The sequence below is a fragment of the Pseudomonas parafulva genome, assembly GCF_002021815.1.
GTDB classification, from domain to species: domain Bacteria; phylum Pseudomonadota; class Gammaproteobacteria; order Pseudomonadales; family Pseudomonadaceae; genus Aquipseudomonas; species Aquipseudomonas parafulva_B.
The window spans coordinates 2,757,601-2,780,673 of the sequence record NZ_CP019952.1 but is presented as its reverse complement, the minus strand read 5'-3'; the positions used below and the strand labels follow the sequence as shown (position 1 = coordinate 2,780,673).

Here is a 23,073-nt window from a genome sequence, read left to right as displayed (position 1 = left end):
AGGCAGGCCAGCATGCCAAGCCACCACAGGTGATGGCTTGAACGTTCTTGCTCTGTTGTCACCCATTTGGTGCGCCGCGCTGAGGCCCCCGGCGGCCGGGGGTCAAGGCCGGCTGGTCAAATGCTGCTGCGCCGTTACACAGCCATTGGTCTCTACCGCTTTTTGCAGCAATGAGTGGCGATGTTGCGGATCCAGATCACCCAGCAGGCGGTAGACCTCGGCCTGATAATCGCGCTGTCGCCCCCATAGCATCTCAAGGCCCTGGGGCTGGCTGCGGCTGCAGGCCATGCGGGTGGCAGGCTGGGGATAGTAGGGCGCATAGAGGGTTGCCATGCTCGGTACGGCCTCCAGTGCGGCGCGGTACTGGGCGCTGGCGTTGTAAGGTGGGCACCAGGTGGCAATGGCTGGTGCCGACGGCGCAAACCCTTGGTCGAGGCTTGCCTGGAGCAGAGGGCAGGCGGCGTCGGGTATCTGCGCGGCAGGCAAGTAAGTCATGTAGTAAAGCGCCAGACGGTACTGCGCGACTGGGTGGCCGAGTGCGACCGATTTCTTGAGCAGTGCCACCGCAGTCGGCAACGTGTGGGCCATGGCCTGCCCCTGGCGCCGCAGCTCTGGGTCGCTATCCAGGGCTGTGCGCAAGACGCTTTCGTCCTCTTGAGTATCTGCTTGTTCCAGAAGAGGCAGTGCCTGGCGGTAGAGCAGATCGGCATGGGGGTCGATGGACACTTCCAGTGCGTGCCCCGCCGTAGGCAGCAGCGCGGCCAGCATCAGCGCCATCTGCGGCAAGCGACTCACAGGCTCGCCTCGCCAGTTGCCAGGCAAGGATGGACGGCTTCTCTATTCATGACAGTCAAGCGTACGCCTCAGGCAATCGGAACGACGGACTATTCTATCCATGCAACAGGGCCGTCCGAAAGACCACCCGACGATTGTCAATCAGTAGAGCACTATAGAGTGCTCGCGGACAGTGGTTTTTCCCGGGCAAGGCCGAGCTTGGCCGTGATCACGTTGGCCAGCGCGGTCTGCCCCATGTCGTTGAGGTGCAAGCGGTCGATGAACAGGTCCGAACCGAAGGCTGGCGAGCTGTCGAGCATGCAGTTCATGTCGAAGCAGGGCACCGGTGCGGCTTGTTCGCGAATGCGGCGAAAGAATGCCGCATGCACCTTGCGATCGAAAACGCCTTCGAGCAAGCGGTCGATGTTCCCTGGCGTTTGCTGAAGTGCGCTGAGCATGAACTGCTCACCCGCTGGCAGGGTATCGCGACACCAGTGCACCAGGGGTTGAAGGATGAAGGTGAGGGTAGTGTGAGCGCTGCCTAGCAGTCGATCCCATTGCTGCACTGAGCGAGCAATATGGTCGGCTGCCTGGGCGGTGCGTTTTTCTGCTGGGGAAAGTGCCTCGAAGGGCCGACGTGGCCGAGGCGCGGCGGCCGGAGGTGCCAGCACCTGGCTCAGCCGCTGCCAGAGGCTCAGGCCAGGCTGTGGTGCTGCCTGGGCTTGCTCTGAACCGGCCAGCGACGTTTGCCAGTCATTGATCTGCTGAGGCTCATGTGAGCAGGCGCTGATGTCCCAAAGCGCTTCGTGTGCCAGGCTGTTGAGTCCGCTGAGTATGACCACATGTCCCAGCGGTGCCAGGCGGTGCTCATGAGTGAGGAACATCAATAGTTCCTGGCTCGCATCCAGCCCGCACCCGGCCAGGCTCAGCCAGAGTTCTCCGGTCAGCGCCGACAGCTGCGAGGCCACGGTGTATTCATCGGAACTGGCCCCGATGCCCATCGCCACCGAGCCTCCGACCAGCAGATTGATCCGCGCAGTGCTGTCGCGTTCAGCCACCGAAAACCGCCGGCCGTTGAAATGGCTGTAGCGAAGGCCCAAGGCGTCGGTATTGACGACGGCCGAGCTGAACCCGGTTTCGTGTACCCGAACGCGTTGGGTGGCGCACTGGGTGGCCTGGGCAAGCAGCTGTTGGTACTCAAGCTGCAAAGGCGCAAGCCCTTGGCGACTGGGAGTGGACATCGGGACTCCTGGCAAGACAGCGCGTCAGGCAAGGGGCTAGGCGGTAAGCTCCTTGAGGTTGTACAAAAGCCCGCCGATGGCGATCAACAGCAATGCCACGCCGGACGCAAGGCTGATGAATCGTTGGCTGCGCGCTGACGCGATCTTGCCGATGGCAAAGATATAAAGACTCAGCACGGCGAAGTCGATCACGATCCAGAGCAGTGAAAGCACGACCATGCTTTTGCCGAACGACTCGGTGATCTGGATGAACTGCGGGAAAAAGGCGATGAAGAAAATGATGTCCTTGGGGTTGGAGATCCCCACCATGAAGCCTTGCCACAGCCCCCCGCGGCTCACGGGTTTGGCGCTTTCGGGCCGTTGGTCTGGCTGCGGGCTTGCGAGCGCCTCCCTGAGCGTGCCGACGGCGATATAGCCGATGAACAGGCAACCCAACAGGCTCATGGCACTAAGCCATGCCCTGTCGATGGCCGCGCTGGTGAGGATGATCCACGCCGCTGCGCCGATCAGTACCAGCGAGGCCCAGTTGGTGCCCAAGGCCGTGAAAATGGCCTTGCGTGAGCCAGAAGCGGCTGCGGTATTGACGATCAATGCCACGACCGGACCTGGAGTGGCGATCAGCAGCAGGACGGTAAGGGCGTAGGAGGCAGTCAGGGCGGTATTCACGTCAGTTCTCGATCATGTTGTCGGGGGTGGCAGGCACTGCGGTCCGGGCATGGAAAGGGCAGCGTGCCGGGTTCAACGAACCGGTTTCCTGTAATTGATATTGCGTCCACTCAAAGTTATCCGCTTCACCGAAGAAGCCGAGGCTGTCAGGCATTACCCCGTCGTTGTAGTGGCCGACCCGCTGGCGAATGCGCTCGCGGATGCGCTGGCCGCTCGTGGTGGCGACATTGGCCACTTCGTCGAAGTTCTCGCGCGGGTTGATGACGAATGTGATGTGTTTGCCCAGGTTGCGGCTTTTCATCTGCTGGTGGCCCGGGAAGTTCATGTTGATGAACAGCGGCATGCCGGCAAAGCAGAACGACCAGCCGCTGTGTGCGGGGTCGGCCGGCACTGTCTGGGGCCAGGGATTCGGATCCCGTGCGTGAACGCCTTGCAGCACCTTCCAGGCTAGTGCCTGCTGATGCGCGAGCGGCATGTCGGTCACTGTTTCTAGAAACGCCACCAACGGGTGGCCGATGCGAAGCTTGGGCGCAATCGGATCCATCAACCCGACATAGCTGGCCAGCCCTTGAGCGATGTCATCAGCCAGTTGTTCAGCGCTGGCGAAAAGAACGTAGCAAGTTTGCGCATTGACCGCCTTGCGCCCGAACAGGCAGGGGAAATCCGGATTGGCAACGGTATGGCGAAAGTGTTGCAGTGCAGCGGTTGTCCAGTGTGGTTCGATGCACGCATGTTCGAGGGTCTGCTCAAACGCATCCAGGCGATAGCATTGTCCATATCCCGTAAACATGGTTTCCCCAAACTTTTAATTGATGAACGATCTACGCAGTTTCAGGCAGGATCTAGGTTATGTATGTTTTTTTAATGCATTTTCTAGAACTATCAGCAGGTTGTAAAACGCGTGAAACTATGACCTACTATTAGTCTTGCTAATAGTCAGGAGGCGTCTATGTCGGAAAGGATTCAGGCCTTGCATGCACTGCGTGCGTTCGAGGTCGCATCCCGCTATGGTTCGTTCACCAGGGCGGCGGAAGAGCTTGCACTGACCCAAGGCGCAGTCAGCCACCATATCAAGACCCTCGAGGGCATGTTCGGCTGCGATTTGTTCGAACGGCGAGGGCCCAAGTTGAGCCTGACCGAGCACGGACGCCTGCTCTCTCAAGAGCTCAAGGTCGGTTTCAAGATCATCGAAAACGCTTGCGCGCTGCTGCGCCAGGATCGCTACGGCCTGCGTTTGAAGGCGCCTTCAACGCTCACCGTGCGCTGGTTGCTAAGGGCACTGGACGGTTTCAAGAAACACGAAGACACCTGCACTGTGCAGCTCTCGAGCGTGTGGATGGATATCGACAGCGTCGACTTCTATTCTGAGCCCTACGATTGCGCCATCTTGCTGGCCAACGGCCGTTTCGCGGCCGATGTGGAGAGCTTCAGGCTGTTCGACGAGTGGCTCATTCCCGTCTGCCACCCCGACTACATGGGACAGGCGCAACCTGCGCTGTCGGACCTGAACCGTTGTGAATTGCTGCATCCCTCGCCTGATCGGCGCGACTGGCGGCGCTGGTTGGCGCGCATGGATGCCCTCGATGTCAGCATCGACCAGGGCCAGGTGTTCGACACGCTCGATCAAGGTATCTCTGCCGCTCAGCAGGGCCTGGGCATCTCCGTGGTCGATCTGGTGTTGGCCAGTGCCGACCTGGCAGCCGGGCGCCTGGTCACGCCGTTCAAACAGGCCGTGGCAACTGGGGATGGCTACTACATGACCTGGCTGAAAAACAGCCCCAAGGCCCGTCAGATGCAAAAATTGCGAGATTTTCTCCTCGGTCAGGTGCCTCCCTTGGTGCTCAAGGACATCAACTACCTGTACAGCTGAGCCCGCTGTACCGCACACGGCAAGCGCAGCCACTTCACCGACGGTGGGCGCCGTGGGTTTGGATGCCGGAGCATCTTGTCGTCTCACAGGCCAGGCCCGGTGCGCCGGGGGCCACCCGTTACACTTGTCATCATCAACGAATGCAGAGGGCGCGGCAGTGGATTTGCAGCAGGGCTTCGTCCTGACCCGGCACTGGTACGACACGCAGGCAGGCACGTGCGTGGAGCTGTGGTTGGCCACCGATCAGGGCCCTCGGCAAGTGAGACTGGCGCCCCAGGTCAACGTGGCGTTCGTCCCGCAGGCGCAACAAGCGCACGCGCAGCTGCTGCTGGCCGACGAGCCAGATGCAGAGCTGCGCCCGCTTGGGTTGAAGACGTTCGATCAACGCCCAGTGGTAGGGCTGTACTGCCGGCACTACCGGCAGCTGTTGCAGCTGGAACAACGGCTGCGTACCGCAGGTATCGACGTCTACGAGGCCGATGTCAGGCCACCGGAGCGCTACCTGATGGAGCGCTTCATTACAGCCCCTGTGCAGTTCGCTGGACGCCTGGACGAGCGGGGCGTGCTCTGCGATGCCCAGCTCAAGCCGCACGGCAGCTACCGTCCCTCGCTGCGCCTGGTGTCGCTGGACATCGAAACTACCGAGCGGGGAGAGTTGTACAGCATTGCCCTGGAAGGCTGCGGACAGCGCCAGGTGTACATGCTTGGCCCAGCCAACGGCGACGCCAGTGAGGTTGACTTCGACCTGCACTACTGCGCCGATCGCAGTGCGTTGCTGCACTGCCTGAACCACTGGATAGCGCGCCACGACCCGGACGCGATCATCGGCTGGAACGTGGTGCAGTTCGATCTGCGCCTGCTGCATGAACACGGCAAAAAGCTACAAGTGGCCATGGACCTGGGCAGGGGCGGGGCGCCCATGACTCTGCGCGCGTCAGGTAGCGGTGGCCATGTCTTCATCGATGTGCCCGGCAGGTTAGTGATCGACGGCGTCGAAGCGCTGCGCTCGGCAACGTGGAGTTTTCCATCGTTCAGCCTTGAGAATGTTGCGCAAACCCTCTTGGGTGACGGCAAGGCCATCAGCACTCCTTACCAGCGCATGGATGAAATCAATCGCATGTTCGCCGAGGACAAGCCTGCGCTGGCCCGCTACAACCTCAAGGACTGTGAACTGGTCACACGCATCTTTGCCCACACCCGGTTGCTGGAGTTTCTGCTTGAGCGTGCTTCGGTCACGGGCCTGGCGGCAGACCGCAGCGGTGGCTCGGTGGCTGCCTTCTGCCACTTGTATATGCCGCACATGCACCGCCAGGGCTACGTCGCGCCCAACCTGGGCAGCCGCCCCGAGGAAGCCAGCCCCGGCGGGTTCGTCATGGATTCCCGACCTGGGCTATACGATTCGGTGCTGGTGCTGGACTACAAGAGCCTGTACCCCTCGATCATCCGCACATTTCTGATTGACCCTGTCGGCCTCGCCGAAGGGCTGCAACAGCCAGATGACGCGCGTTCGGTCGAGGGTTTCAGAGGGGCGCGTTTCTCCCGCACACGTCACTGTCTACCGGCGATCGTCGAACGTGTGTGGCGCGCCAGGGAACAAGCCAAGCAGGATTGCAATGCGCCATTGTCACAGGCGCTGAAAATCATCATGAATGCCTTCTACGGTGTATTAGGCTCAAGCGGCTGCCGATTTTTCGACGCGCGTCTGGCCTCCTCGATCACGTTGCGCGGGCACCAGATCATGCGCCAGACCCGCGCCCTGGTCGAAGCCCGCGGGTATGACGTGATCTACGGCGATACGGACTCGACGTTCGTCTGGCTCAAGACCGGCCACGATGAAGCGGCGGCTGCGCAGATTGGCAATGCACTGGTGAGCGAGGTAAATCGGTGGTGGCGCGAGCACCTGCGCCAGACGCTTGGCCTGGAGAGCGCGCTTGAGCTGCAGTTCGAAACCCATTACCGACGTTTTCTCATGCCCACCATACGCGGCACCGAGGAGGGCAGCAAAAAGCGCTATGCCGGCCTCGTCCAGCGTGCCGATGGCACCGAAGACATGGTCTACAAAGGGCTGGAATCGGTACGCACCGATTGGTCGCCGTTGGCCAGAACCTTCCAGCAGCAGCTCTACCGGCGAATTTTTCGCGGTGAGCCTTACCGCGAATACGTACGCGAGTACGTCAGTCAGATGCTTGGCGGGAAGCACGACGCTTCGCTTGTGTACCGCAAACGCCTGCGCCGCCCGTTGGCTGAGTATCAGCGCAACGTGCCACCGCACGTACGGGCCGCACGGCTTGCCGATGACTACAACCGGCAACTGGGTCGCTCGCTCCAGTACCAGCGGGGGGGCTGGATCAGCTACCTCATGACCACCGCCGGGCCCCAGCCGCTGGAGAACCGTCGTGCCCCCATCGACTATGACCATTATCTTTCGCGCCAGCTGCAGCCGGTCGCCGATGCGATTCTTCCCTTTGTGGGTGACAGCTTTTCTGCGTTGATCGATGACCAGATGCTGCTGTTTTAACCCTGAGGTAGTACCCCGTCGCCACGGGTTTGTTCTTAGGTCTCGCTAACCTCCCGTGCACAATCATTTCACGGGATTAACTGATGGATACCGCACTCACTGATCTTCAACTGGCAGAGCAGGCCGGCCAGGACGGCCTGATCGCTGCTCGCTTGCCGGGCTGGCTCAAAGAGCTCGACAAGGCATTCGTCACCCAGGCAGGCCAAGCCCTCAACAGCAGCCTGACCTGCCGCCACCGTCTGGCGGCGCGGTGGGGATCGATCAAAGGCATCGACGCATTCGCCAAGCCCCTGCTGGAGAAGACCTTGAGCGCGCGCTTCGGTATCACCCAGGGCGTGGACCAGTTGTGGTTTCGCAATGCTTACGAGGTGCCGCTGGCCACGTACTTCCCTGTGCGGGTGCCCTTGACCAAGCGCGAGTACTACCTGATACCGCTGCTCGAAGCCGTATTGCGAAATTTTACCGCTCAAGAGATGCAGTCACAGATCTTGCCGCCCATGGCCGGCGTATATGACGCGGCAGGTAACGCGGTGCCGGGACTTAGTGCCGCTCGGTTTGCCCAATGGGTCCGGGAATTGGATCTAGGGGCGCTCTATCAGCAGCACTTGGCCGCCCATCTGACGTCGGCCTCCATGCAAGCGCTACTGGGCGAGCTGAACCGGCACGAAATGTTGCTTGATGCATTCAAGGCTGACGCCCAGGGCGTATTTGCCCCTGGGGAACTCAAACTGCTGGTCGACTTGTGGCAAAGCGGCAGGCTTGGACACCTGCACGGCGATCGGGTGATTCCCAAACGTCTGCAGATCCTGGACTGTCCATTGCAGCAGATTCTGGTGCTGGATGTGCGGAACGAATCGTTGGCACCTTTCTACACCTCGAGCAAGCGTGTGCTGGTGTATATCCCGGGTGACCCGTTTGGAGCCTGGAGCGTTGCCGATAATCTGGAGCGCTTTGAACGCACCGTGCTGAACAAACGCTTGCGCCAGCCTGCCTATCAGCAGTTTTTTGCGCGTTTCATCCGACGTCGTGATAGCCAACGGTTCTTCAGCCAGATCGCAACGGCGTTCTATGAGGACATGCCGGTCTGGGCCACGGCTGACCTGTACCCGGTGGCGAGCATCTTGTCGGAGCCTGTGTTCGAAACGCTCGCCAGCGCTCGCGCTCAACACGTGATGGACGATGCCGCGACGCTGGCGCCTCCGGTCAACGCTTTGGATCGAGCGCTCGAGCGTGCCCATGAGCAACGCCTGGCAGCCGAAGGCTGGACGCTGCTGGGATTGGCCAGCTTCTGGCTACCTGGGTTGGGCTTGGTACTGCTTGCCGTGACTGCTTGGGAGTTGCTGAAGGAGGTGTTCCATGGGGTGGACGCTTGGCATGAGGGCGAGACGGAGCAGGCCATGAATCATATGACCCATGTGGCCGCTGAAGTCACGCTGATTGGCGCTACCGCAGGGGCGGGTTATGGCTTGGCCAAGGCGTGGAAACGCTCGACCTGGGTTGATGGCCTGGTCCAGTCCGATGTGCAAGATGACGGCGCGCGCCTGTGGTCTGAGGACTTGTCGCCGTTTCGAAGCGCCCCGCCACCTGCTCAAGCGTTGACAGATCACGAGGGAATCAGCCGCCAAGGCACTGATGCATGGATCCGCATGGACGGCCACACTTACCCGGTGCAGCAACGGGCGACCGACGATCAGTGGCAACTGTTGCCGCGCGACGGTATGGGTCCTCTTTTACAGCACAACGGTGCAGGTGCGTGGCGGTTGTGGAGTGAATCCCCCCTCGATTGGTCGACAACCCATTACCTGTTCAGGCGATTGGGCGGGCCGATGGCAGAACTCGATGACACGCGCATCGAGCAGGTCATGGCCATTCACGCGCTCGACGACGACCAGCTACGCGGTTTGCATATTCGCGGCGCCGACCCCTTGCCAGCGCTGATCGACACCAGCAGCCGTGCGCATCTTGCTCAGCGTGTCGACAACCTGCTGGTGCAGTTGCGCACTGGCGTTGTAGCCGAGGATCAGAGCCTGCTGGCGCAGGTTGTCCAGCTGACCGGTGGCGAAGGGCTGTCCAATGTGGATCTAGCGGCGCAGCTCGATGGACAACGGTACGAAGTCATGCAGCACCTGTTGGATCAGCAAACGCCCCCTTCGAGCCAGGAAATCCAAGCCTTACAGTGCGTATTTCCACGCTTGTACCCTGCTGCGGCACAGACGCTGCTGGCCAATGCGAGCAGCGTCGACCTGCAACGTCTGCGTCAGACTGGCCGCGTACCCTTGCAACTGGCCGAAGCTGCCCGTCAGCGCAGCTCGTACATTCGGGTGCAACGCGCCCTCGAAAGCCTGTATTTGCGGACGTCCCAGGATACGGATTTGGCCAAGTTGGTCCTGGGGTTGCTCGCTTATCGAGCTGGCGGCATCGGTAATGTACGTTGGCGGCTGTTAAGTGCGCAGTCCAACGGCGTACAACTGGCCAGTGTTGGAGAAGGGGATGCCGAGCTGCAGCTGTTCCATGAAACCCAAGGCTACAGCGTGAGAAACGCCTTCGCGCAGGAGATCTGTCCTCCCGGCGACCTGTTCGACGCCATCGTGAGTGCCTATGATCAGGCACAACTGACCTCCATGGGGCTGCATCAGCCTTTCGCCCAATGTTTGCGCCAAGAAGTCGCTGCGCTCGCCCAGGTTCACCGGGCAGCATTGCCTGAGCTCCTGGGCATCACGACTCGCCGCCGCTGGCAATTGCCCACCCGCTTGGCCGACGGTCGCGTGGGGTACCTGCTCAGTGGACGTGGAGGGCGCAGGCCGAACCCCTACCTGCGAAGGCTGAGGTTTCTGTACCCCACTTATACCGATACCCAGCTTGACGCGTGGCTGGATGATGCGCGATCGGCCGCAGGGGGGATCGAAGCACGGTTGCGACGCCTGGAGGATCAGTACCGGCTCCTCAGCGCGCAGTTGCGCACATGGGCCAGGCAAGGATCTAGCCATGCCGAACGACAACGCCGCCGATCGCTTGGACGAGCCTTGCGCAATTGCTGGCAGCACGTCCTGGATGAGGGCATGCACGGCGACAGTCTTATCCAAGCCTATCGTTGGGACATGATTGGCATTCATACCGAAAGCCTACCGGAGCTGCCGTCCCAGGTAGGGTTCGGCCATGTGTATTCACTGGCACTGCGCGACGCCAGCATCCGCCATTTGCCTGAAAGCTTCCTGGGTGCATTCACCAGTGTTCGTTCGCTCGAGCTTCCCGATAACCAGCTCTTGCGGATTCCCCAGGCGCTCCTGCAGCTGGAACATCTGTGGACGCTGAACATGGCACACAACCACATCGTGCTTGATGCGGGGCAGGCCACTATTCTGGCTTGCTGCAGCAACTTGCGTTATCTGGACCTCTCACGTAACCCGTTGGGCAGGCCGTTTTCGGTGGGCGGGCTGACATACCTGCACGAGTTGCGTATAGCAGGCGCCGGCCTGCGCAGCTTGCCTTACCAACTACTCGAGAGTACATCCCTGCGGGTGGTCGATTTGCGCGACAACCTGCTCACGGCGTTGCCTGAGAACTTCTATGAATCGCGCCTGTGGGTGGAGGGTGAAGTCCACCTGGGCGGCAATCCGCTGTCGGCTGCTGAGCGTGAGCGGCTGGCGCAAGCGTTGCTCACGGCCGCTACCCGCGCCCGTAACCGAGCGATGGGACTGGTGCGACTGCGCTGGATGGATGCGATCGGCCTGAACCATCGCACCGAACTGGGCGCCTGCTGGGAACACCTGCAGGCCATGGAGGACGCCGGCGAGTTCTTCGGTCTACTCGAACGCCTCATGGACACAGCGGATTTTCAGCACCGCACTGGTGCGCGGTATCTCGCCGGCCGAGTACTGACACTGTTGAGGGCCATGCGAGATTCGAGCGACCTGAGGGTGGCGATGTTCAGCGATGCCGAGCAACTGACCTGTCAGGACAGCGTGGCTCTGCGTTTCAGCGACCTTGAAGTGCGCCTGCGGGTCTGGCAGGCCGACGCCCAAGCGCAGCAAGGTGATCAGGAACAGGCTCTTTTGCACCTGGGGCGGCAGCTGTGGCGCTTGGATGAGGTCGAGCGTGTGGCCATGGATGACGTGCGCTGGCGCCAGGCCGATGGTGCCGATCCTGACGAGATCGAGGTGGTGCTGGCTTACCGCCTGGCGCTACGCGAGCGCCTTGACCTGCCCATCTTCACCAGCGGCATGTCATTCAGGGAGGTAGCCGGGGTTACCGAAGCGCATATGGAGCGGGCAGCCAGGCGCGTGCTGCAGGCAGAAACCAGCGAGCAACTGGCCAACTCTCTGTTGGATCGGGAGTTCTGGTGCAGGCACGTACGCAACGTGCATGCGCAGCGTTTTGAGGAGATGAACGCCCCTTTTCATGCACGGCTGGAGGCTGTGCAAGAGGCTCCTGATCTGAGCGAACAGCAGGTGTTGCAGCAGACAGAAGAAATTTCACAGCAACGCCAGACAGGCGAGCGCGCTCTTCTGCTGGCCATCACGCGTCAGGCGCTGGACAGCGCGGCCGAGCCCATCTCACCCTGAGGTGAAGCAGGCCGTCGTACCAGCGCAGGATAAGCGTGTTGAGCTATGCTCATAGGCATGCATGGGCTATCTAGGGCGCCACCTGGCAGGGTGGACACCTCCAGTTACTTTTGAGTTGCGCCTTGCCGGGTGGGTTGGTTTAGGCTCCTGCGTCGGACCTTTCTCCAAGGTCTGTAGTCTTTGTTTGATCGAGAGAAAAAGGAGATGCGCATGCTCGTCCGGTCACTGACCCTCGCCGCCTTGCTCGCCGCTGTGAGCCCGGCTTTTGCGGCTGACAATAATGGGCCACTGGCCCAGGAGCTGGGCAAGGCAAGGCCATTGGTCATCATCGCACCTAGCAGTGCCGACCCCACCCTCAGGGCCATTACCAAGGCCATGGAGGATCCGGCTACGCAGGCCGCCTTCGAGGAGCGTAACGTCGTGCTGTACAGCGTCGCCCAGATGATGGGGAAACAGGGCGACAAGAACCTTGAGCAGCAGACCACCATGGCACTGATCCGCGAGCTCAAGCTCGGTGCCAGTAAAGGCACCAAGGTCATCCTCGTTGGCAAGGACGGTGAGCGGCACATGCTCAAGGACGATGACACCGGGGAGGTTCTCGACCCCCAGGCCATCATCAAGGCGGTGGACGACCTACCTGCGAGTGAGAAAGCGATCAAGGCATCCGAGCCGGCCGCGGCCGCGGCGCAGGAAAAGACCAAGGATGCAAAACCGGCCAAGCCCTCCAAGCCCAGTGCACCGCCCAAGCCCCTGGAAGATTGAGCGTTTTGTCAAGCAAGCGCCTGCGAAGGGCGGGCGCCATGCGGGGTTGCCGGTGCAGCCGCCGGTGCAGCCCTTACGGGTCAGGCGGTGGGTTGCCCGGCGCTGCCAGTCGCAACGAGAGTAGGGTCATCGTGCAGCGATATCCGCGAAGTTTCCGGCAATGCCAGCCCGCCCACTAGCGCTATCAAGGCAATGACGACCAGGTAGAAAGCTGGCGCCAGACTGCTGCCTGTCTGCCCGATCAGCCAGGTCGCGACCAGCGGGGCGGTGCCGCCGAACAGGGTGTAGGCCACGTTATAGGTAATGGCCGAGGCTGTATAGCGGGTACGTGTAGGGAAGCTTTCCGATAGCAGGGCCGCCGTTACAACGCCGCTGGACAATGCACCCACCGCCAGCAGCACCACACCTAGCAGGGCGCCGAACATCGACCCCGAGCTGGCCAGCCAGTAGGCCGGGAACACGCACAGCATCACCCACAAGCAGGTAAAGCCAATGGTTTTGCGCCGCCCGATGCGATCCGACACAGCGCCGGCAACCGGGCAACCCGCGGCGGCGAACAGCAGCGCAACAGTGGTCACCAGCAATGACTGGGCGCGAGTCAGGTTGCCCACCAGTTGCAGGTAGGTGGCAAAGTAGGTGGTGAACATATAGAACGACAGTGCGGTGAGGGAGATGAACGCGCCCAGGTTGCGTATCGCGCGTCCATGGTGGCGCAGCGTCTGCTTGAGGGGCGAATGCTCATGTTCCTTGCCTTGCGCCAGTGCTTCACGGAAGGCTGGCGTTTCTTCCATGCGCCAGCGCAGGTACAAACCCACCAGGCCCAAGGGTGCGGCGATCAGAAACGGTACACGCCAGCCCCAGGCGGCCATGGCTTCCGTGCTCAGGCTTGCTTCCAGGCCGTAGGCGATCACGGCAGCGCAGGCAAAGGCCGAGAACGTCGAGACCGGCACGAAGCTGCCGTAGAACGCGCGCTTGTCGTTTGGTGCATGCTCCATCAGGTAGGCACATGCCCCCGCATATTCACCTCCGGCCGAGAAGCCTTGCAGGCAGCGTGCAAGCGTCAACAGTACGGGGGCTGCCAATCCGATGCTGGCATACGTTGGGAGCAGGCCGATGAGGGTGGTGGAGCCTGCCATCAGCAAGATAGTCAGCGACAGGATGCGCTTGCGTCCCAGGCGGTCTCCCAGCGCGCCGAACACGATGCCACCCAGTGGGCGCAGGGCGAACGCCACGGCAAACACGGCGAAGGTCTTGAGCAAGGCGACGCTCGGGTCGCCACTGGCGAAGAACTGGCTGGCGATGAGGGTTGCAAGAAAGCCGTAGACGGCGAAGTCGAACCATTCGACGAAATTGCCGATGGCCGAAGCGGCGATCACCCTGCGCAGGGTGGCAGGGGATACCTCGTGAGGTGCGGACATGCGGGTGCTCTCCGATTTTCCATTGGCAGCCATGACGAGCGTGGTGCGGTCGAGCCGCGCCATCATTTGTTGTGGTTGTCAGTAGATCGGCCCCGCTTATGGGTTGCTTTGTCGAGGACGACCTTTGGATGCCAGAAACGACCGGGGCGGTTGGAGCTCTAGGCCACGACAACGCGGTTGCGCCCACTCTGCTTGGCCAGATAAAGCGCTCTGTCAGCCGCGGCCAACGTGCCGGCCGCATCGTCTGTGCCTTCCCAATGCGCCACTCCAAGCGACACAGTCAGGTCGCCCACCGGAGCTATCGGGGTGTCCTCGATGATCGCGCGCAGGCGCTCGGCCACACTGGCTGCCACAGCCAGGTCTGCGCCAGGCAATAGCATCAGAAACTCCTCGCCGCCAGTACGGCAAAGCAAGTCGCCTTCCCGACAACAGCGGCGCATCGAATGGGCCAGTTGTCGTAGCACGGCATCGCCTGTGTCGTGCCCGTGGCTGTCGTTGATCCGTTTGAAATGATCCACGTCCATGACGATGGCTGAAAAACGCCGGCCTTCAGCCTCTAACAACGACAGGCTGAATTCCAGCCCGCGGCGATTGACCAGCCCTGTCAGGGGGTCGGTCTGGGCTTCGCGGTTCAGCCGGCCAATGCGTTCGTGTAGCAAATTCAGGCCGAACAACAACGCTCGCTTGAGCTCAGCTGCCTCGAAATACCACGCACGCACCCGGTGCAAATCTTCGGCCGTGTTGGCGCTGTCCATCCTCCTTGCACTGGCGGCGAGCTGCCAGAGTGGCCGAGCGATGACCAATGCCAGCCACCAGAGCAACAGGCTGCCGACCAGCGCCAGTGGCACCGATGCACCTATCACGTTGAGGACCAGGGTATTGAGCGGTGCCACGGTGCGTGACAGTGGCTGCTGGGCGACCACGCCCCAACGGGCACTGGGCACGGTGGCGAAGCCTGCTAGCATCTCGACGTTCTGGCTGTTGGTGAGTGCCAGGGTGCCGCTGGGCAGCGTTGGCAACTGGTCGATCAAGGCATTGCCCTGCACGACGGTACCGACACGCTGGTTATCAGGGTGGTAGAGCAGGCGTCGTTGGTGGTCGACTACATAGAGATATGAGCCGTCCTTGTAGAAATGCTCGCCCAGCAAACTGTTGAGGATGTTGTGTTCGCGCAGGTAGAGCGTGCCCCCTACGTAGCCCAGGTAACGGCCTTGCTCGTCGATGATCGGCTGCGAGAGGGTGACCACCAAGTTGTTGGCAGCGGAGACGTAAGGGGTAGAGACCAGCGCACGCCGCAGGTGCAGCGCTTCGTCGACCCCCGGGGAGTGCATGCGCCCGCCCACCAGGTGCCGCAGCGGCGCAGGGGAGACGGACAGCAACGTGCCGTCGGCATCGATCACGAAGGTGGAATTGAACGCCATGCTCTGCGCCAGCACGCGGTGTGTTTCAGCCTGCAAGGCCACGGCGTCACTCAGTTGCCGGCCTTGCACACCTGCGCTGAACTGCAATTGCTGCAAGGCGTTCCCGATGAAGGTTTCGGTGATGCTGGCCAGCTTGGTGGCGTACACCCGGTTCGCTTCCAGCGCGTGATCGATCAGCAACTGGCGCTGGACGCGGTAGCTGGCAAAATAGCTGGCGCACAGCATTACCAGTGCAGTGAGTGCACAGAGCACCAGAATGAGCCTGCGCAGGTCCAGTCGCAATCCATGCTTGGTGTTTGGCAATCCTGACCTCGAAATCATCAGATACGGAGAATGGCAAGCAATCCTCGATAGCCGTCGCGTAGCGCGTGACGCTCAGGGGGCGGGGTTTTCCAGAGCCTGGAGTTCTGCCTCCACGTCCTGCATGCGCTGTTCAGCCACCGCCTGTACCTTGGCATCTGCGGCGGTTTGCTGCATCAGTGCCGTGAGTTTTTCGCTCAACCGCTTGCCTTCAGGGGTTTTTTCCAAAGCGCGGGCCTTGGCGGGGTCCTGCAAGGCGCCGACGATACTGGCGAATTCGGCATCGGTAAAATTCTGTTCGCTGTACAGGCGGAACAGGTCCTGGCGCTGGTCGTCAACGGTCAGGTGTCGGCGCAGCACCTGTTCGATGCTGGCTTGGCTCACGTCCGGGTACTTGCCTGCAAGGAGCACGGCCATGCGTTGAATGTTGTGGTCATAAGCCTCCTGCAGTGGCAGCTGGGCAACGATCTGTTCTTCACGCGTGGGCTTCTGGTCGCACGCCGTGACCGCGGCGATGAGCGCAAACATGAGCAGCAACTTCGAAGGGCGAGGCATGGCTTGGCCTGAGTGGGCTGTGGAGTAGGGCAATTATAGGGGTGCGCACGCGTCCTGGACGAGCGTTGCATTTGCCTTGCCGGGCTCGCTGCGGTAGAACCAGGCCCTTTCACTGCAACGGTTGCCCCATGCCTGAACTGATCCTGAGCCCCGTGACCCCAGAAACCCGTGAGGAGGTCGTGGCCTTTGTCGAGGCCGCGCGGCGGGACTTGTTTCCGATGCTTGCCAGCGCGCCCAAACCTGCGGACCTTGAACATTTTGATGATGTCTATCTGCAAGGCGCCGGCGCGTTCATCGAAGCACGGGCAGGCGCAGACCTGGTGGGCGTAATCGGCTACCTGCCCTATGACAATCGTTTTGCCCAGTTCGATTACGGTGACCAGCGTGTGGTCGAGGTCGTGCGTCTGTTCGTGTTGCCTGCCTATCGCCGGCACGGCGTTGCGGCGCGCTTGTTCAGGGCCTTGACGGCGCAAGCGGCAAGCGAAGAAATCGACCGTTTTTACCTGCATACCCATCCGTTTCTGCCGGGGGCCGTCAGCTTCTGGGAGCGACAGGGCTTCACCCTGCTGCAGGTCGAGGACGACCCGGTCTGGCAGACAACCCACATGGACCTGCGGCTGCGTTAAGCGCTCGGACATGTCCTACATTGACGTGGGCGTGATGGACCACGCGTTCATTTTCTTACAAGGCAGGTGATGATTTGCTTCCTCGTGCACGGACTTTTTACAGCCGCAGAGGGAGAGCGACAATGCCGCACATGGCCCTGTACAAACTGAAACTGCTGGATGAATTCGAAGTTCGCACAGACGGTTGGTCGTTCGACGATTTCCAAAACCGCCTGATGGACATATGGCGTGGCGCCACCCGCCAGGATGCCGCCAGCATCATCAATGCCGCGCACCGAGAGGGCCGATGGCCCAGGACGGTCAGGCAGTACCTGCTCAGTCGCATCGAGGTGGCCGGTCACGTCGAACCGGAACTGGAAGCCACCTTCATCGAACTGTCGGACTCACTCACCGGTCAGGAGCGGGCGCAATGGTGCCGCACGGCGACCGACACGGTTCACTGACCGCTGACATGGGCGCGCGGTGGCTTCGCTGCCGCCGCCCGTATTCAACACGCACGGCCGTCAGCCTACCCGCCGTCCACAATGCGCCGCGTGGCACGGAGGCACTCACGCGCAGCGAAAACGCAGTACCTGAGCGCCGTCCATCGGGTCGGTGAGCACGTGCGCGTGAACGCCGAAGGTGCTCAGCAAGCAAGCGGGCGTGAGCACATCCAGCGGTTTGCCCAAGGCGACCAGTCGCCCATTGTTCAACACCGCCACACGGTCGCACGTCAATGCCTGATTGAGATCATGCAGGGCCACCAGCGTCGTGACCGGCAACCCCTGCACCTGCTGCAACAAGGCGAGTTGATGCTGGATATCGAGGTGGTTGGTGGGCTCGTCCAGCAATAGCACCGCGGGGCGTTGCGCCAGCGCCCGGGCGATGTGAACGCGCTGGCGCTCGCCACCGGACAACGACCCCCACAGGCGGCTGCGCAAATGCAGCGCATCCACATCAGCCAGGGCGTGCTCGACGATGGCCTTGTCGTCGTCACCGAGCGGCGCCAAGGCCGATAACCATGGGATGCGGCCCAACGCCACGGCGTCGAAGACTCGAATGGCATCGAGCGTGTCAGCATGCTGCTCGACAAGTGCCAATGCCCTTGCCACCGTTCTGCGAGGCAGACGCGAGAGCGACTTGCCCAGAAGTTGCACGGTCCCCGTGGCGGGCTTGCGAAGGCCTGCCAGCACCTTGAGCAGCGACGACTTCCCCGAGCCGTTTGGCCCGACGATGGCCAGGGTCTCACCGGCGTGCACCGTCAGGTCGATCCCGTCGAGCACCGGGCGGCCACCCAGGTGCAGGCTGATGCCCTGGCAATCCAGTGGGGCGAGCTGCATGGGCGCCATGGCGGTCACGCGCGTCCCCTTCGGGCTACCAGGATAACGGCGAACACCGGTGCGCCGATCAGGGCCGTGACCACCCCTACGGGGATGACCTGTCCGGCGATCAACGTCCGCGACAGGATATCCGCGGTGATCAAGAACAGCGCCCCGCCCAGGGCGCTGGCCGGTAGGAGCCGGTTATGACCGGGCCCGAGCAGCAGGCGCAGCGCATGGGGAATGACCAGGCCCACGAAACCGATCGCGCCGACGATGGAGACCATGACGGCGGTGACCAGGGCTGCACAGCTGATCAGTAACAGTTGAGTGCGCCGTACCGGCACGCCCAGGGATGCTGCCGAATCGGCGCCAAAGGTGAACGCATCCAGCGCACGGCGTTGCCACAGGCAAATCAGAAGGCCCAATAGGGCAACCGGCACGGTCAGCCAGACCGAAGGCCAGCGCACGCCACTGAGATTGCCCAGCAGCCAGAACAGGATGCCGCGGGCCTGTTCGGCCGTCGCCGACTTGGTGATCAGAAGCGCCGTCACAGCATTGAACAACTGCGAGCCAGCCACCCCGGCAAGGATGACGTGAGCCCCCGTGCTGCCTGGGCTCGCGGCGCGCGCCAGCAGCAGCACCAGTGCAAAGGCTGCCAAGGCGCCGATGAAGGCCCCAGCAGACATGCTCAGGGTCATGCTGCCCACGCCCAACAGACCCACCAGCACCGCTCCTGTAGATGCGCCCGCCGACAGGCCCAGCAGATAGGGCTCGGCCAGCGGATTGCGCAGCAGCGCCTGGAGGATCACGCCGCAGGTGGCCAGCCCGGCGCCGCAAGCCGCCGCGACGAGGCTACGGGTCAGCCGGTAGTTCCACACAACACCAGCATCGATGGGGTCGAGCGGGTAGCCCGCTTGCCAGGCGTGGTTGGCCAGCACCTGGCCGACCAGGCGCAATGACAGAGGGTTTTCACCGATCGCAGTACCCGCCAGCAGCGCACCCCCTAGGGCTACCAATGCGGCGCAGGTCACCGTCAGACGCTTGATCACGGGGCTGCAACGCCAGTGGAAAAGGCTGCCGCCAGCGTCTGCAAGCCGCGGAACAAACGAATGCCCGCCTGCATCGCCTCGGCATCGAGCACGATGATGCGCCCATGCTTGACGGCGTCCATGTGCTGGGTCACAGGGTCATTGCGCAAGAAGTCGAGTTTCTTCTGGTAGTCGTCGGCCGGAAAACGACGGCGGTCCATGCGTGCAATGATCAGCCAGGTTGGGTTGGCCTTGGCCAATGTCTCCCAACTCACGGTTGGCCACTCCTCGGTGGAGCTCACCACGTTGCGCACGCCAAGGGTACGCAGCATGAAATCCGCAACGCCCTGGCGGCCTGCCACGTACGGGTCGGTGGCCAAGTCAGCGCTGGAGAACCAGAACAGCGCCGAGGTGTTTGACAGGTCCACGCCTGCCAGCTGCGCCTGGGCATTGGCCAAACGGCCCTTGAGTTCGTCATTGAGGGCGGCGCCACGGGCCTGCACATCGAAGACGCTGGCCAATTCACTGACACTCTTGTAAATGCTTTCGACCTGGAAGGCTTGCAGCCGCGTGCCGTCGGCGCCTACCAGGTTGTCCTTGCCTTCGCAATCCGACGGCAGCACATAGGTGGCGATGCCCAATTCATCGAATTGCTCGCGCGTACCCACCGCGCCCTGGTCCCCGACCATCCATTCGAACTGGGCCGTCACCAGTTGCGGGCGCTTGCCCACCACCGCCTCGAAGCTGGGCTCGTTGTCGGCAAGCCGAGGGACCTTGGCGTCTTGCGCCTGGTAATCGGGCAATACGTCATTGAACCACAGCGATGAACCGGCGAGCTGGGCACCCAAGCCCAACGCGTACAGCATTTCGGTGCCCGCCTGACCGATGGTCACCACGCGCTGGGGCGCCTGGGTGAACACCTGGGGTTTACCGCAGTTGTCGATCGTCAGCGGATACGCGGTGGGTGCACCCTGGGCCAGGCCGGCGATGCCAAGGCCAGCAAGCAGGGTGGCGAAACGGGGCAGCATGCAGGACGATCTCCTGTGGGGCAGTTCCCGATGGCTCGCGCAAGACGAACGCGGGATTCCCTATTGGTTTGAGGGTGGAAACCGGCGGCACGCATGGTAGACCATCGCGCCGCCGGGTGAAACGCTTTTAGGGCCTGGTTGAGCCGCCTAGAAGTACTTCAGCCACGCCAGATCACGCCGCCGTGCCTTCAGCCGGGCGAACCAGCGTACAGGCGGGTAGAGCATCAGCGGTAGCAGGGCCGACGTGAGCCAAACCGCGGCAATGGTCTGGAAACCAAAGTAGGCCCCCTGGTTGGCTCCCCACACACCTAATGCGCTCAGATACAGGAGCTTGAGCACGTAAAGGTGCAGCAGATAGAAAAACATCGGGGCTGCGCCAAACATCGCCAGCACTCCGATCCAGCGCGGGTGCCCTGCGCGCTCGAATGCACGCAGCAGCAGCAACCCAACGCCCAGGGTTAACGTCAGGAACACCAGTGACGGCGGGTATTTGGTGATATTGAAGAAACTCATCAGCGTCTGCGCCAGCGCTGGGTGAACACTCCAGTGCGCTTCGCCATAGGCGTTGATCGCGCGCAGCGCGACAAAGCCCAACAGGGCGCCGCACCCAGCGTGTAGCAGCCGTCGTTGACGCAGTGCCGGTGTGCATGCACTGTGCAACCAGGGGCCGAGCCAGTAGCCAACGGCGATGACTCCGACCCAGGGCAGTACCGGGTAGGAGGTGCGCAAGCGCAGTGTGGAACTGACATCGAGCCAGGTACGGTCGTGAGCGATGGCCCAGGGCACATGCCAGGGGGATGCGGCGTCGAAGTGCACACCGTCAAGCAGGTTGTGCCCGGCGATGAGGGTCAGCCCAACGGCGAGCAGGCCAGCCCGGGGCAGCCATATCAAGGCTGACAGCGCCATCATGCTGATACCGATGGCCCAGATCACTTGCAGGTAGATCACAGTCGGCGGCACCTGGAATGTCCAGGCGAAGTTCACCAGGGTGAATTCCAGCACCACCAGAAAAAGCCCGCGCTTGAACAAAAACATCGAGACTTCGCCGCGACGCTGCCGTTTTTCGCCGTAAAGCCAGGCAGACAGGCCGGTGAGCAGCACGAAGACCGGCGCGCACAGGTGTGCGAGGGTGCGACTGACGAATAACGCAGGCTCGGTGGTTTCCACGGCCATCGGGTCACTGACCTGATACTGCATGAAAAACGTTTCGCGCACGTGGTCCAGCAGCATGATCAGCATGACAAAACCGCGAAGGGCGTCGATGCTCTGCAAGCGTTGGTGTGAGAGGGGAGGTAGCAAGGATGTAGGGGGCATGGGCATCACGGTTAAAGACGACGGACGAAACGTTATCTTATAACCTGAGAGCTGAGCAAGACTGCCTGTTTTAAACCGTCAGAATCTGGCGTGTACTGGCTCCAGGGCACGGGCATCAGACCCTGGAGCGCCAATGCTGACTACCGACCCTTGCGACGCGATACCCGCGCTTCGATGTTCTTGCGGCCAATAAGCAGCGCAGGCTTTTCCGTGACTGGCTCATCGGCCAGCCATTTATACATGACAAGGCAATCCACCAACCCCAGGTGTGCATGGCGGTAAGCCTTGGGCAAGCGGCCGACGGTTTCGAAGCCCAGCTTGTGCCACAAGGCCACCGCCACTTCATTGCTGGCAACCACCGAGTTGAACTGCAGCGCCAGAAAGCCTTCCTGACGAGCCAGCTTCTGCGAGTGCTCGCACATCAAGCGCGCCACCCCGCGGCCACGTGCCTGCTCGGTCACCATGTAGCCACAATTGCCCACGTGGCTGCCTGGCCCGCCGGCGTTGGCCTTGAGGTAGTAGGAGCCCAGGAGCTCGCCCTGCGCTTCGGCTACCAGTGTATGCCGGGGCAGCTCGAGCCACATGTGGCGGGCCTGCTCAAAGGTCATGTCGGGGTCAAGGGCGTAGGTTTCGCGCGCCTGGATCACGCCCTGCAGCGTGGGCCAGAAGCGCTCGAAATCTTCTGGCGTCATGGGGCGGAGATTGATCATGTGCAGCCTCAGATGTAGATGAACACCAACACCAGCGCCGCCACCACTGCCCATTTTTCGAGGTAGTAACGCGTGCGGTTGCGCTTCTTCAGCGCCTTGCCGCGTTCGCGGATGCGATAGATGCGGGTGAACAGGCGGTTGATGGCGCCGGTCTTGTCCCCTGCATCGTTGGGCGCCGCGGCGGCGGCCATGACGTTGCGGCTGAACCAGCGATTGAACGCCGTGGCCCAGCGGTACTTGAGCGGGCGCTCCACATCGCAGAACAGAATGATGCGATTGTGCTCGGTGGTGTTGGCCGCGTAGTGGATGTAGGTTTCGTCGAACACAACGCCCTGGCCATCGCGCCACGAATATTTCTCGCCATCGACGTCGATGTAGCAGCCGTCGTCGTTTGGAGTATCCAGGCCCAAGTGATAGCGGTAGGAGCCAGCATAGGGGTCGCGGTGCCGAACCAGCTTGGCCCCAGGGGGCAGGGTGGCGAACATGGCGGCCTTGACGGTGCCAATGCCTTGCAGCAGCTGCGTGGTGCGCGGGCACAGGGTCATGGCCGACGGATGACTTTCGCCGTACCACTTCAGATAAAACCGCTTCCAGCCTGTCTTGAAGAACGAGTTGAAGCCCACGTCGTCGTAATTATCGGACTTCTTGATTTCGCCAACCTGGAGTAAGCGCTGGGCTTCTTCACGGATTTCCTGCCAGTGTTCCTGCAGCGGTTGTAGCTCAGGGAAGGCTTCGACCGGCAGGTAAGGTTTGGCCGGATGTTTCGAGAACAAGTAAAGGAAACTGTTGACCGGGGCCAGGAAACTGGAATGGTCACCCAGCTGGCGGGTCAGCTTGTGACGCACCCGGCCGCGCAGGTGAACGTAGGCGATCGAGAGGACGAATAGCAGAACGAGTGCAATTTTCATGGACGTTTACTTGTCGAAAAATGGCCATGCGCGATGGCATAAGCCCGCCAGCATAAACAATCGTCGCGGCA

The 23,073-nt window shown here is 61.8% G+C and carries 19 protein-coding genes; 6 read left to right on the top strand and 13 right to left on the bottom strand.

The window, feature by feature from the left end; translation table 11 throughout:
* Positions 1-102: 102 nt before the first annotated feature.
* The 4 genes from B2J77_RS12490 to B2J77_RS12475 form a co-directional block, all read right to left on the bottom strand.
* Positions 103-777: a sel1 repeat family protein gene (locus B2J77_RS12490; protein WP_230375053.1), complete on the bottom strand. Its 675-nt coding sequence runs from the start codon at positions 775-777 to the stop codon at positions 103-105.
* 170 nt (positions 778-947) lie between these two features.
* Positions 948-2,015 carry a hypothetical protein gene (locus B2J77_RS12485; RefSeq protein WP_058637355.1) on the bottom strand — a complete coding sequence of 356 codons (1,068 nt, stop codon included), beginning with the start codon at positions 2,013-2,015 and terminating at the stop codon, positions 948-950.
* A 36-nt stretch (positions 2,016-2,051) separates the two neighbouring features.
* The gene (locus B2J77_RS12480) at positions 2,052-2,681 is read right to left on the bottom strand and encodes a LysE family translocator (protein ID WP_058637354.1); all 630 of its coding nucleotides are present in this window, start codon (positions 2,679-2,681) and stop codon (positions 2,052-2,054) included.
* Position 2,682: 1 nt separating this feature from the next.
* On the bottom strand, positions 2,683-3,471 hold the full coding sequence (locus B2J77_RS12475) for a YqcI/YcgG family protein (RefSeq protein WP_058637353.1): 789 nt from the start codon (positions 3,469-3,471) through the stop codon (positions 2,683-2,685).
* A gap of 159 nt (positions 3,472-3,630) precedes the next feature.
* On the opposite strand from B2J77_RS12475, the gene B2J77_RS12470 reads away from it, so the two are divergent.
* The 4 genes from B2J77_RS12470 to B2J77_RS12455 all read left to right on the top strand — a co-directional run bounded on the left by B2J77_RS12470 (position 3,631) and on the right by B2J77_RS12455 (position 12,393).
* On the top strand, positions 3,631-4,551 hold the full coding sequence (locus B2J77_RS12470; protein WP_058637352.1) for a LysR substrate-binding domain-containing protein: 921 nt from the start codon (positions 3,631-3,633) through the stop codon (positions 4,549-4,551).
* A gap of 157 nt (positions 4,552-4,708) precedes the next feature.
* The gene (locus tag B2J77_RS12465; RefSeq protein ID WP_078478771.1) at positions 4,709-7,069 is read left to right on the top strand and encodes a DNA polymerase II; all 2,361 of its coding nucleotides are present in this window, start codon (positions 4,709-4,711) and stop codon (positions 7,067-7,069) included.
* Between the two features lie 83 nt (positions 7,070-7,152).
* Entirely contained in the window at positions 7,153-11,631 is a 4,479-nt protein-coding gene (locus B2J77_RS12460) for an NEL-type E3 ubiquitin ligase domain-containing protein (RefSeq protein ID WP_078478770.1), read from the top strand.
* Between the two features lie 210 nt (positions 11,632-11,841).
* Positions 11,842-12,393 carry a DUF4174 domain-containing protein gene (locus B2J77_RS12455; protein ID WP_078478769.1) on the top strand — a complete coding sequence of 184 codons (552 nt, stop codon included), beginning with the start codon at positions 11,842-11,844 and terminating at the stop codon, positions 12,391-12,393.
* Positions 12,394-12,473: 80 nt separating this feature from the next.
* Here the strand turns inward: B2J77_RS12455 and B2J77_RS12450 are convergent, their stop codons facing one another.
* From B2J77_RS12450 to B2J77_RS12440, 3 genes are all read right to left on the bottom strand, one after another.
* A complete protein-coding gene (locus B2J77_RS12450; RefSeq protein ID WP_078479434.1) occupies positions 12,474-13,811 on the bottom strand; it encodes an MFS transporter in 1,338 nt (445 codons plus the stop codon).
* 158 nt (positions 13,812-13,969) lie between these two features.
* Positions 13,970-15,535: a sensor domain-containing diguanylate cyclase gene (locus B2J77_RS12445; RefSeq protein ID WP_078478768.1), complete on the bottom strand. Its 1,566-nt coding sequence runs from the start codon at positions 15,533-15,535 to the stop codon at positions 13,970-13,972.
* Between the two features lie 72 nt (positions 15,536-15,607).
* On the bottom strand, positions 15,608-16,087 hold the full coding sequence (locus B2J77_RS12440; protein WP_078478767.1) for a hypothetical protein: 480 nt from the start codon (positions 16,085-16,087) through the stop codon (positions 15,608-15,610).
* Positions 16,088-16,215: 128 nt separating this feature from the next.
* On the opposite strand from B2J77_RS12440, the gene B2J77_RS12435 reads away from it, so the two are divergent.
* Both B2J77_RS12435 and B2J77_RS12430 read left to right on the top strand, forming a co-directional pair.
* Positions 16,216-16,713, top strand: coding sequence for a GNAT family N-acetyltransferase (locus B2J77_RS12435; RefSeq protein ID WP_078478766.1), 498 nt, complete (start codon positions 16,216-16,218; stop codon positions 16,711-16,713).
* A 122-nt stretch (positions 16,714-16,835) separates the two neighbouring features.
* The gene (locus B2J77_RS12430) at positions 16,836-17,156 is read left to right on the top strand and encodes a hypothetical protein (RefSeq protein WP_058637345.1); all 321 of its coding nucleotides are present in this window, start codon (positions 16,836-16,838) and stop codon (positions 17,154-17,156) included.
* A 105-nt stretch (positions 17,157-17,261) separates the two neighbouring features.
* On the opposite strand, the gene B2J77_RS12425 is transcribed toward B2J77_RS12430, so the two are convergent.
* The 6 genes from B2J77_RS12425 to lpxO form a co-directional block, all read right to left on the bottom strand.
* The gene (locus B2J77_RS12425; protein ID WP_058637429.1) at positions 17,262-18,041 is read right to left on the bottom strand and encodes an ABC transporter ATP-binding protein; all 780 of its coding nucleotides are present in this window, start codon (positions 18,039-18,041) and stop codon (positions 17,262-17,264) included.
* A 5-nt stretch (positions 18,042-18,046) separates the two neighbouring features.
* The gene (locus B2J77_RS12420; RefSeq protein ID WP_078478765.1) at positions 18,047-19,063 is read right to left on the bottom strand and encodes a FecCD family ABC transporter permease; all 1,017 of its coding nucleotides are present in this window, start codon (positions 19,061-19,063) and stop codon (positions 18,047-18,049) included.
* Positions 19,060-20,070 (bottom strand): ABC transporter substrate-binding protein, encoded by a 1,011-nt coding sequence (locus B2J77_RS12415; protein WP_078478764.1) that lies wholly within the window; start codon positions 20,068-20,070, stop codon positions 19,060-19,062. Before B2J77_RS12415 ends, B2J77_RS12420 begins: the two co-directional genes overlap by 4 nt.
* Before the next feature lie 147 nt (positions 20,071-20,217).
* Positions 20,218-21,384: a DUF1624 domain-containing protein gene (locus tag B2J77_RS12410; protein WP_078479433.1), complete on the bottom strand. Its 1,167-nt coding sequence runs from the start codon at positions 21,382-21,384 to the stop codon at positions 20,218-20,220.
* Between the two features lie 140 nt (positions 21,385-21,524).
* The gene (locus tag B2J77_RS12405) at positions 21,525-22,094 is read right to left on the bottom strand and encodes a GNAT family N-acetyltransferase (RefSeq protein WP_058637342.1); all 570 of its coding nucleotides are present in this window, start codon (positions 22,092-22,094) and stop codon (positions 21,525-21,527) included.
* 8 nt (positions 22,095-22,102) lie between these two features.
* The gene (lpxO, locus tag B2J77_RS12400) at positions 22,103-23,002 is read right to left on the bottom strand and encodes a lipid A hydroxylase LpxO (protein ID WP_023536108.1); all 900 of its coding nucleotides are present in this window, start codon (positions 23,000-23,002) and stop codon (positions 22,103-22,105) included.
* Positions 23,003-23,073: the final 71 nt, after the last annotated feature.

What these genes read in the sequence shown, in the direction of transcription:
- B2J77_RS12405 (WP_058637342.1), bottom strand. Translation starts at nt 22,094, where the DNA reads ATGATCAATCTCCGCCCCATGACGCCAGAAGATTTCGAGCGCTTCTGG.
- B2J77_RS12455 (WP_078478769.1), top strand. Translation starts at nt 11,842, where the DNA reads ATGCTCGTCCGGTCACTGACCCTCGCCGCCTTGCTCGCCGCTGTGAGC.
- B2J77_RS12415 (WP_078478764.1), bottom strand. Translation starts at nt 20,070, where the DNA reads ATGCTGCCCCGTTTCGCCACCCTGCTTGCTGGCCTTGGCATCGCCGGC.
- B2J77_RS12410 (WP_078479433.1), bottom strand. Translation starts at nt 21,384, where the DNA reads ATGCCCCCTACATCCTTGCTACCTCCCCTCTCACACCAACGCTTGCAG.
- B2J77_RS12475 (WP_058637353.1), bottom strand. Translation starts at nt 3,471, where the DNA reads ATGTTTACGGGATATGGACAATGCTATCGCCTGGATGCGTTTGAGCAG.
- lpxO (WP_023536108.1), bottom strand. Translation starts at nt 23,002, where the DNA reads ATGAAAATTGCACTCGTTCTGCTATTCGTCCTCTCGATCGCCTACGTT.
- B2J77_RS12485 (WP_058637355.1), bottom strand. Translation starts at nt 2,015, where the DNA reads ATGTCCACTCCCAGTCGCCAAGGGCTTGCGCCTTTGCAGCTTGAGTAC.
- B2J77_RS12425 (WP_058637429.1), bottom strand. Translation starts at nt 18,041, where the DNA reads ATGGCGCCCATGCAGCTCGCCCCACTGGATTGCCAGGGCATCAGCCTG.
- B2J77_RS12490 (WP_230375053.1), bottom strand. Translation starts at nt 777, where the DNA reads ATGGCGCTGATGCTGGCCGCGCTGCTGCCTACGGCGGGGCACGCACTG.
- B2J77_RS12450 (WP_078479434.1), bottom strand. Translation starts at nt 13,811, where the DNA reads ATGTCCGCACCTCACGAGGTATCCCCTGCCACCCTGCGCAGGGTGATC.
- B2J77_RS12470 (WP_058637352.1), top strand. Translation starts at nt 3,631, where the DNA reads ATGTCGGAAAGGATTCAGGCCTTGCATGCACTGCGTGCGTTCGAGGTC.
- B2J77_RS12430 (WP_058637345.1), top strand. Translation starts at nt 16,836, where the DNA reads ATGCCGCACATGGCCCTGTACAAACTGAAACTGCTGGATGAATTCGAA.
- B2J77_RS12435 (WP_078478766.1), top strand. Translation starts at nt 16,216, where the DNA reads ATGCCTGAACTGATCCTGAGCCCCGTGACCCCAGAAACCCGTGAGGAG.
- B2J77_RS12440 (WP_078478767.1), bottom strand. Translation starts at nt 16,087, where the DNA reads ATGCCTCGCCCTTCGAAGTTGCTGCTCATGTTTGCGCTCATCGCCGCG.
- B2J77_RS12460 (WP_078478770.1), top strand. Translation starts at nt 7,153, where the DNA reads ATGGATACCGCACTCACTGATCTTCAACTGGCAGAGCAGGCCGGCCAG.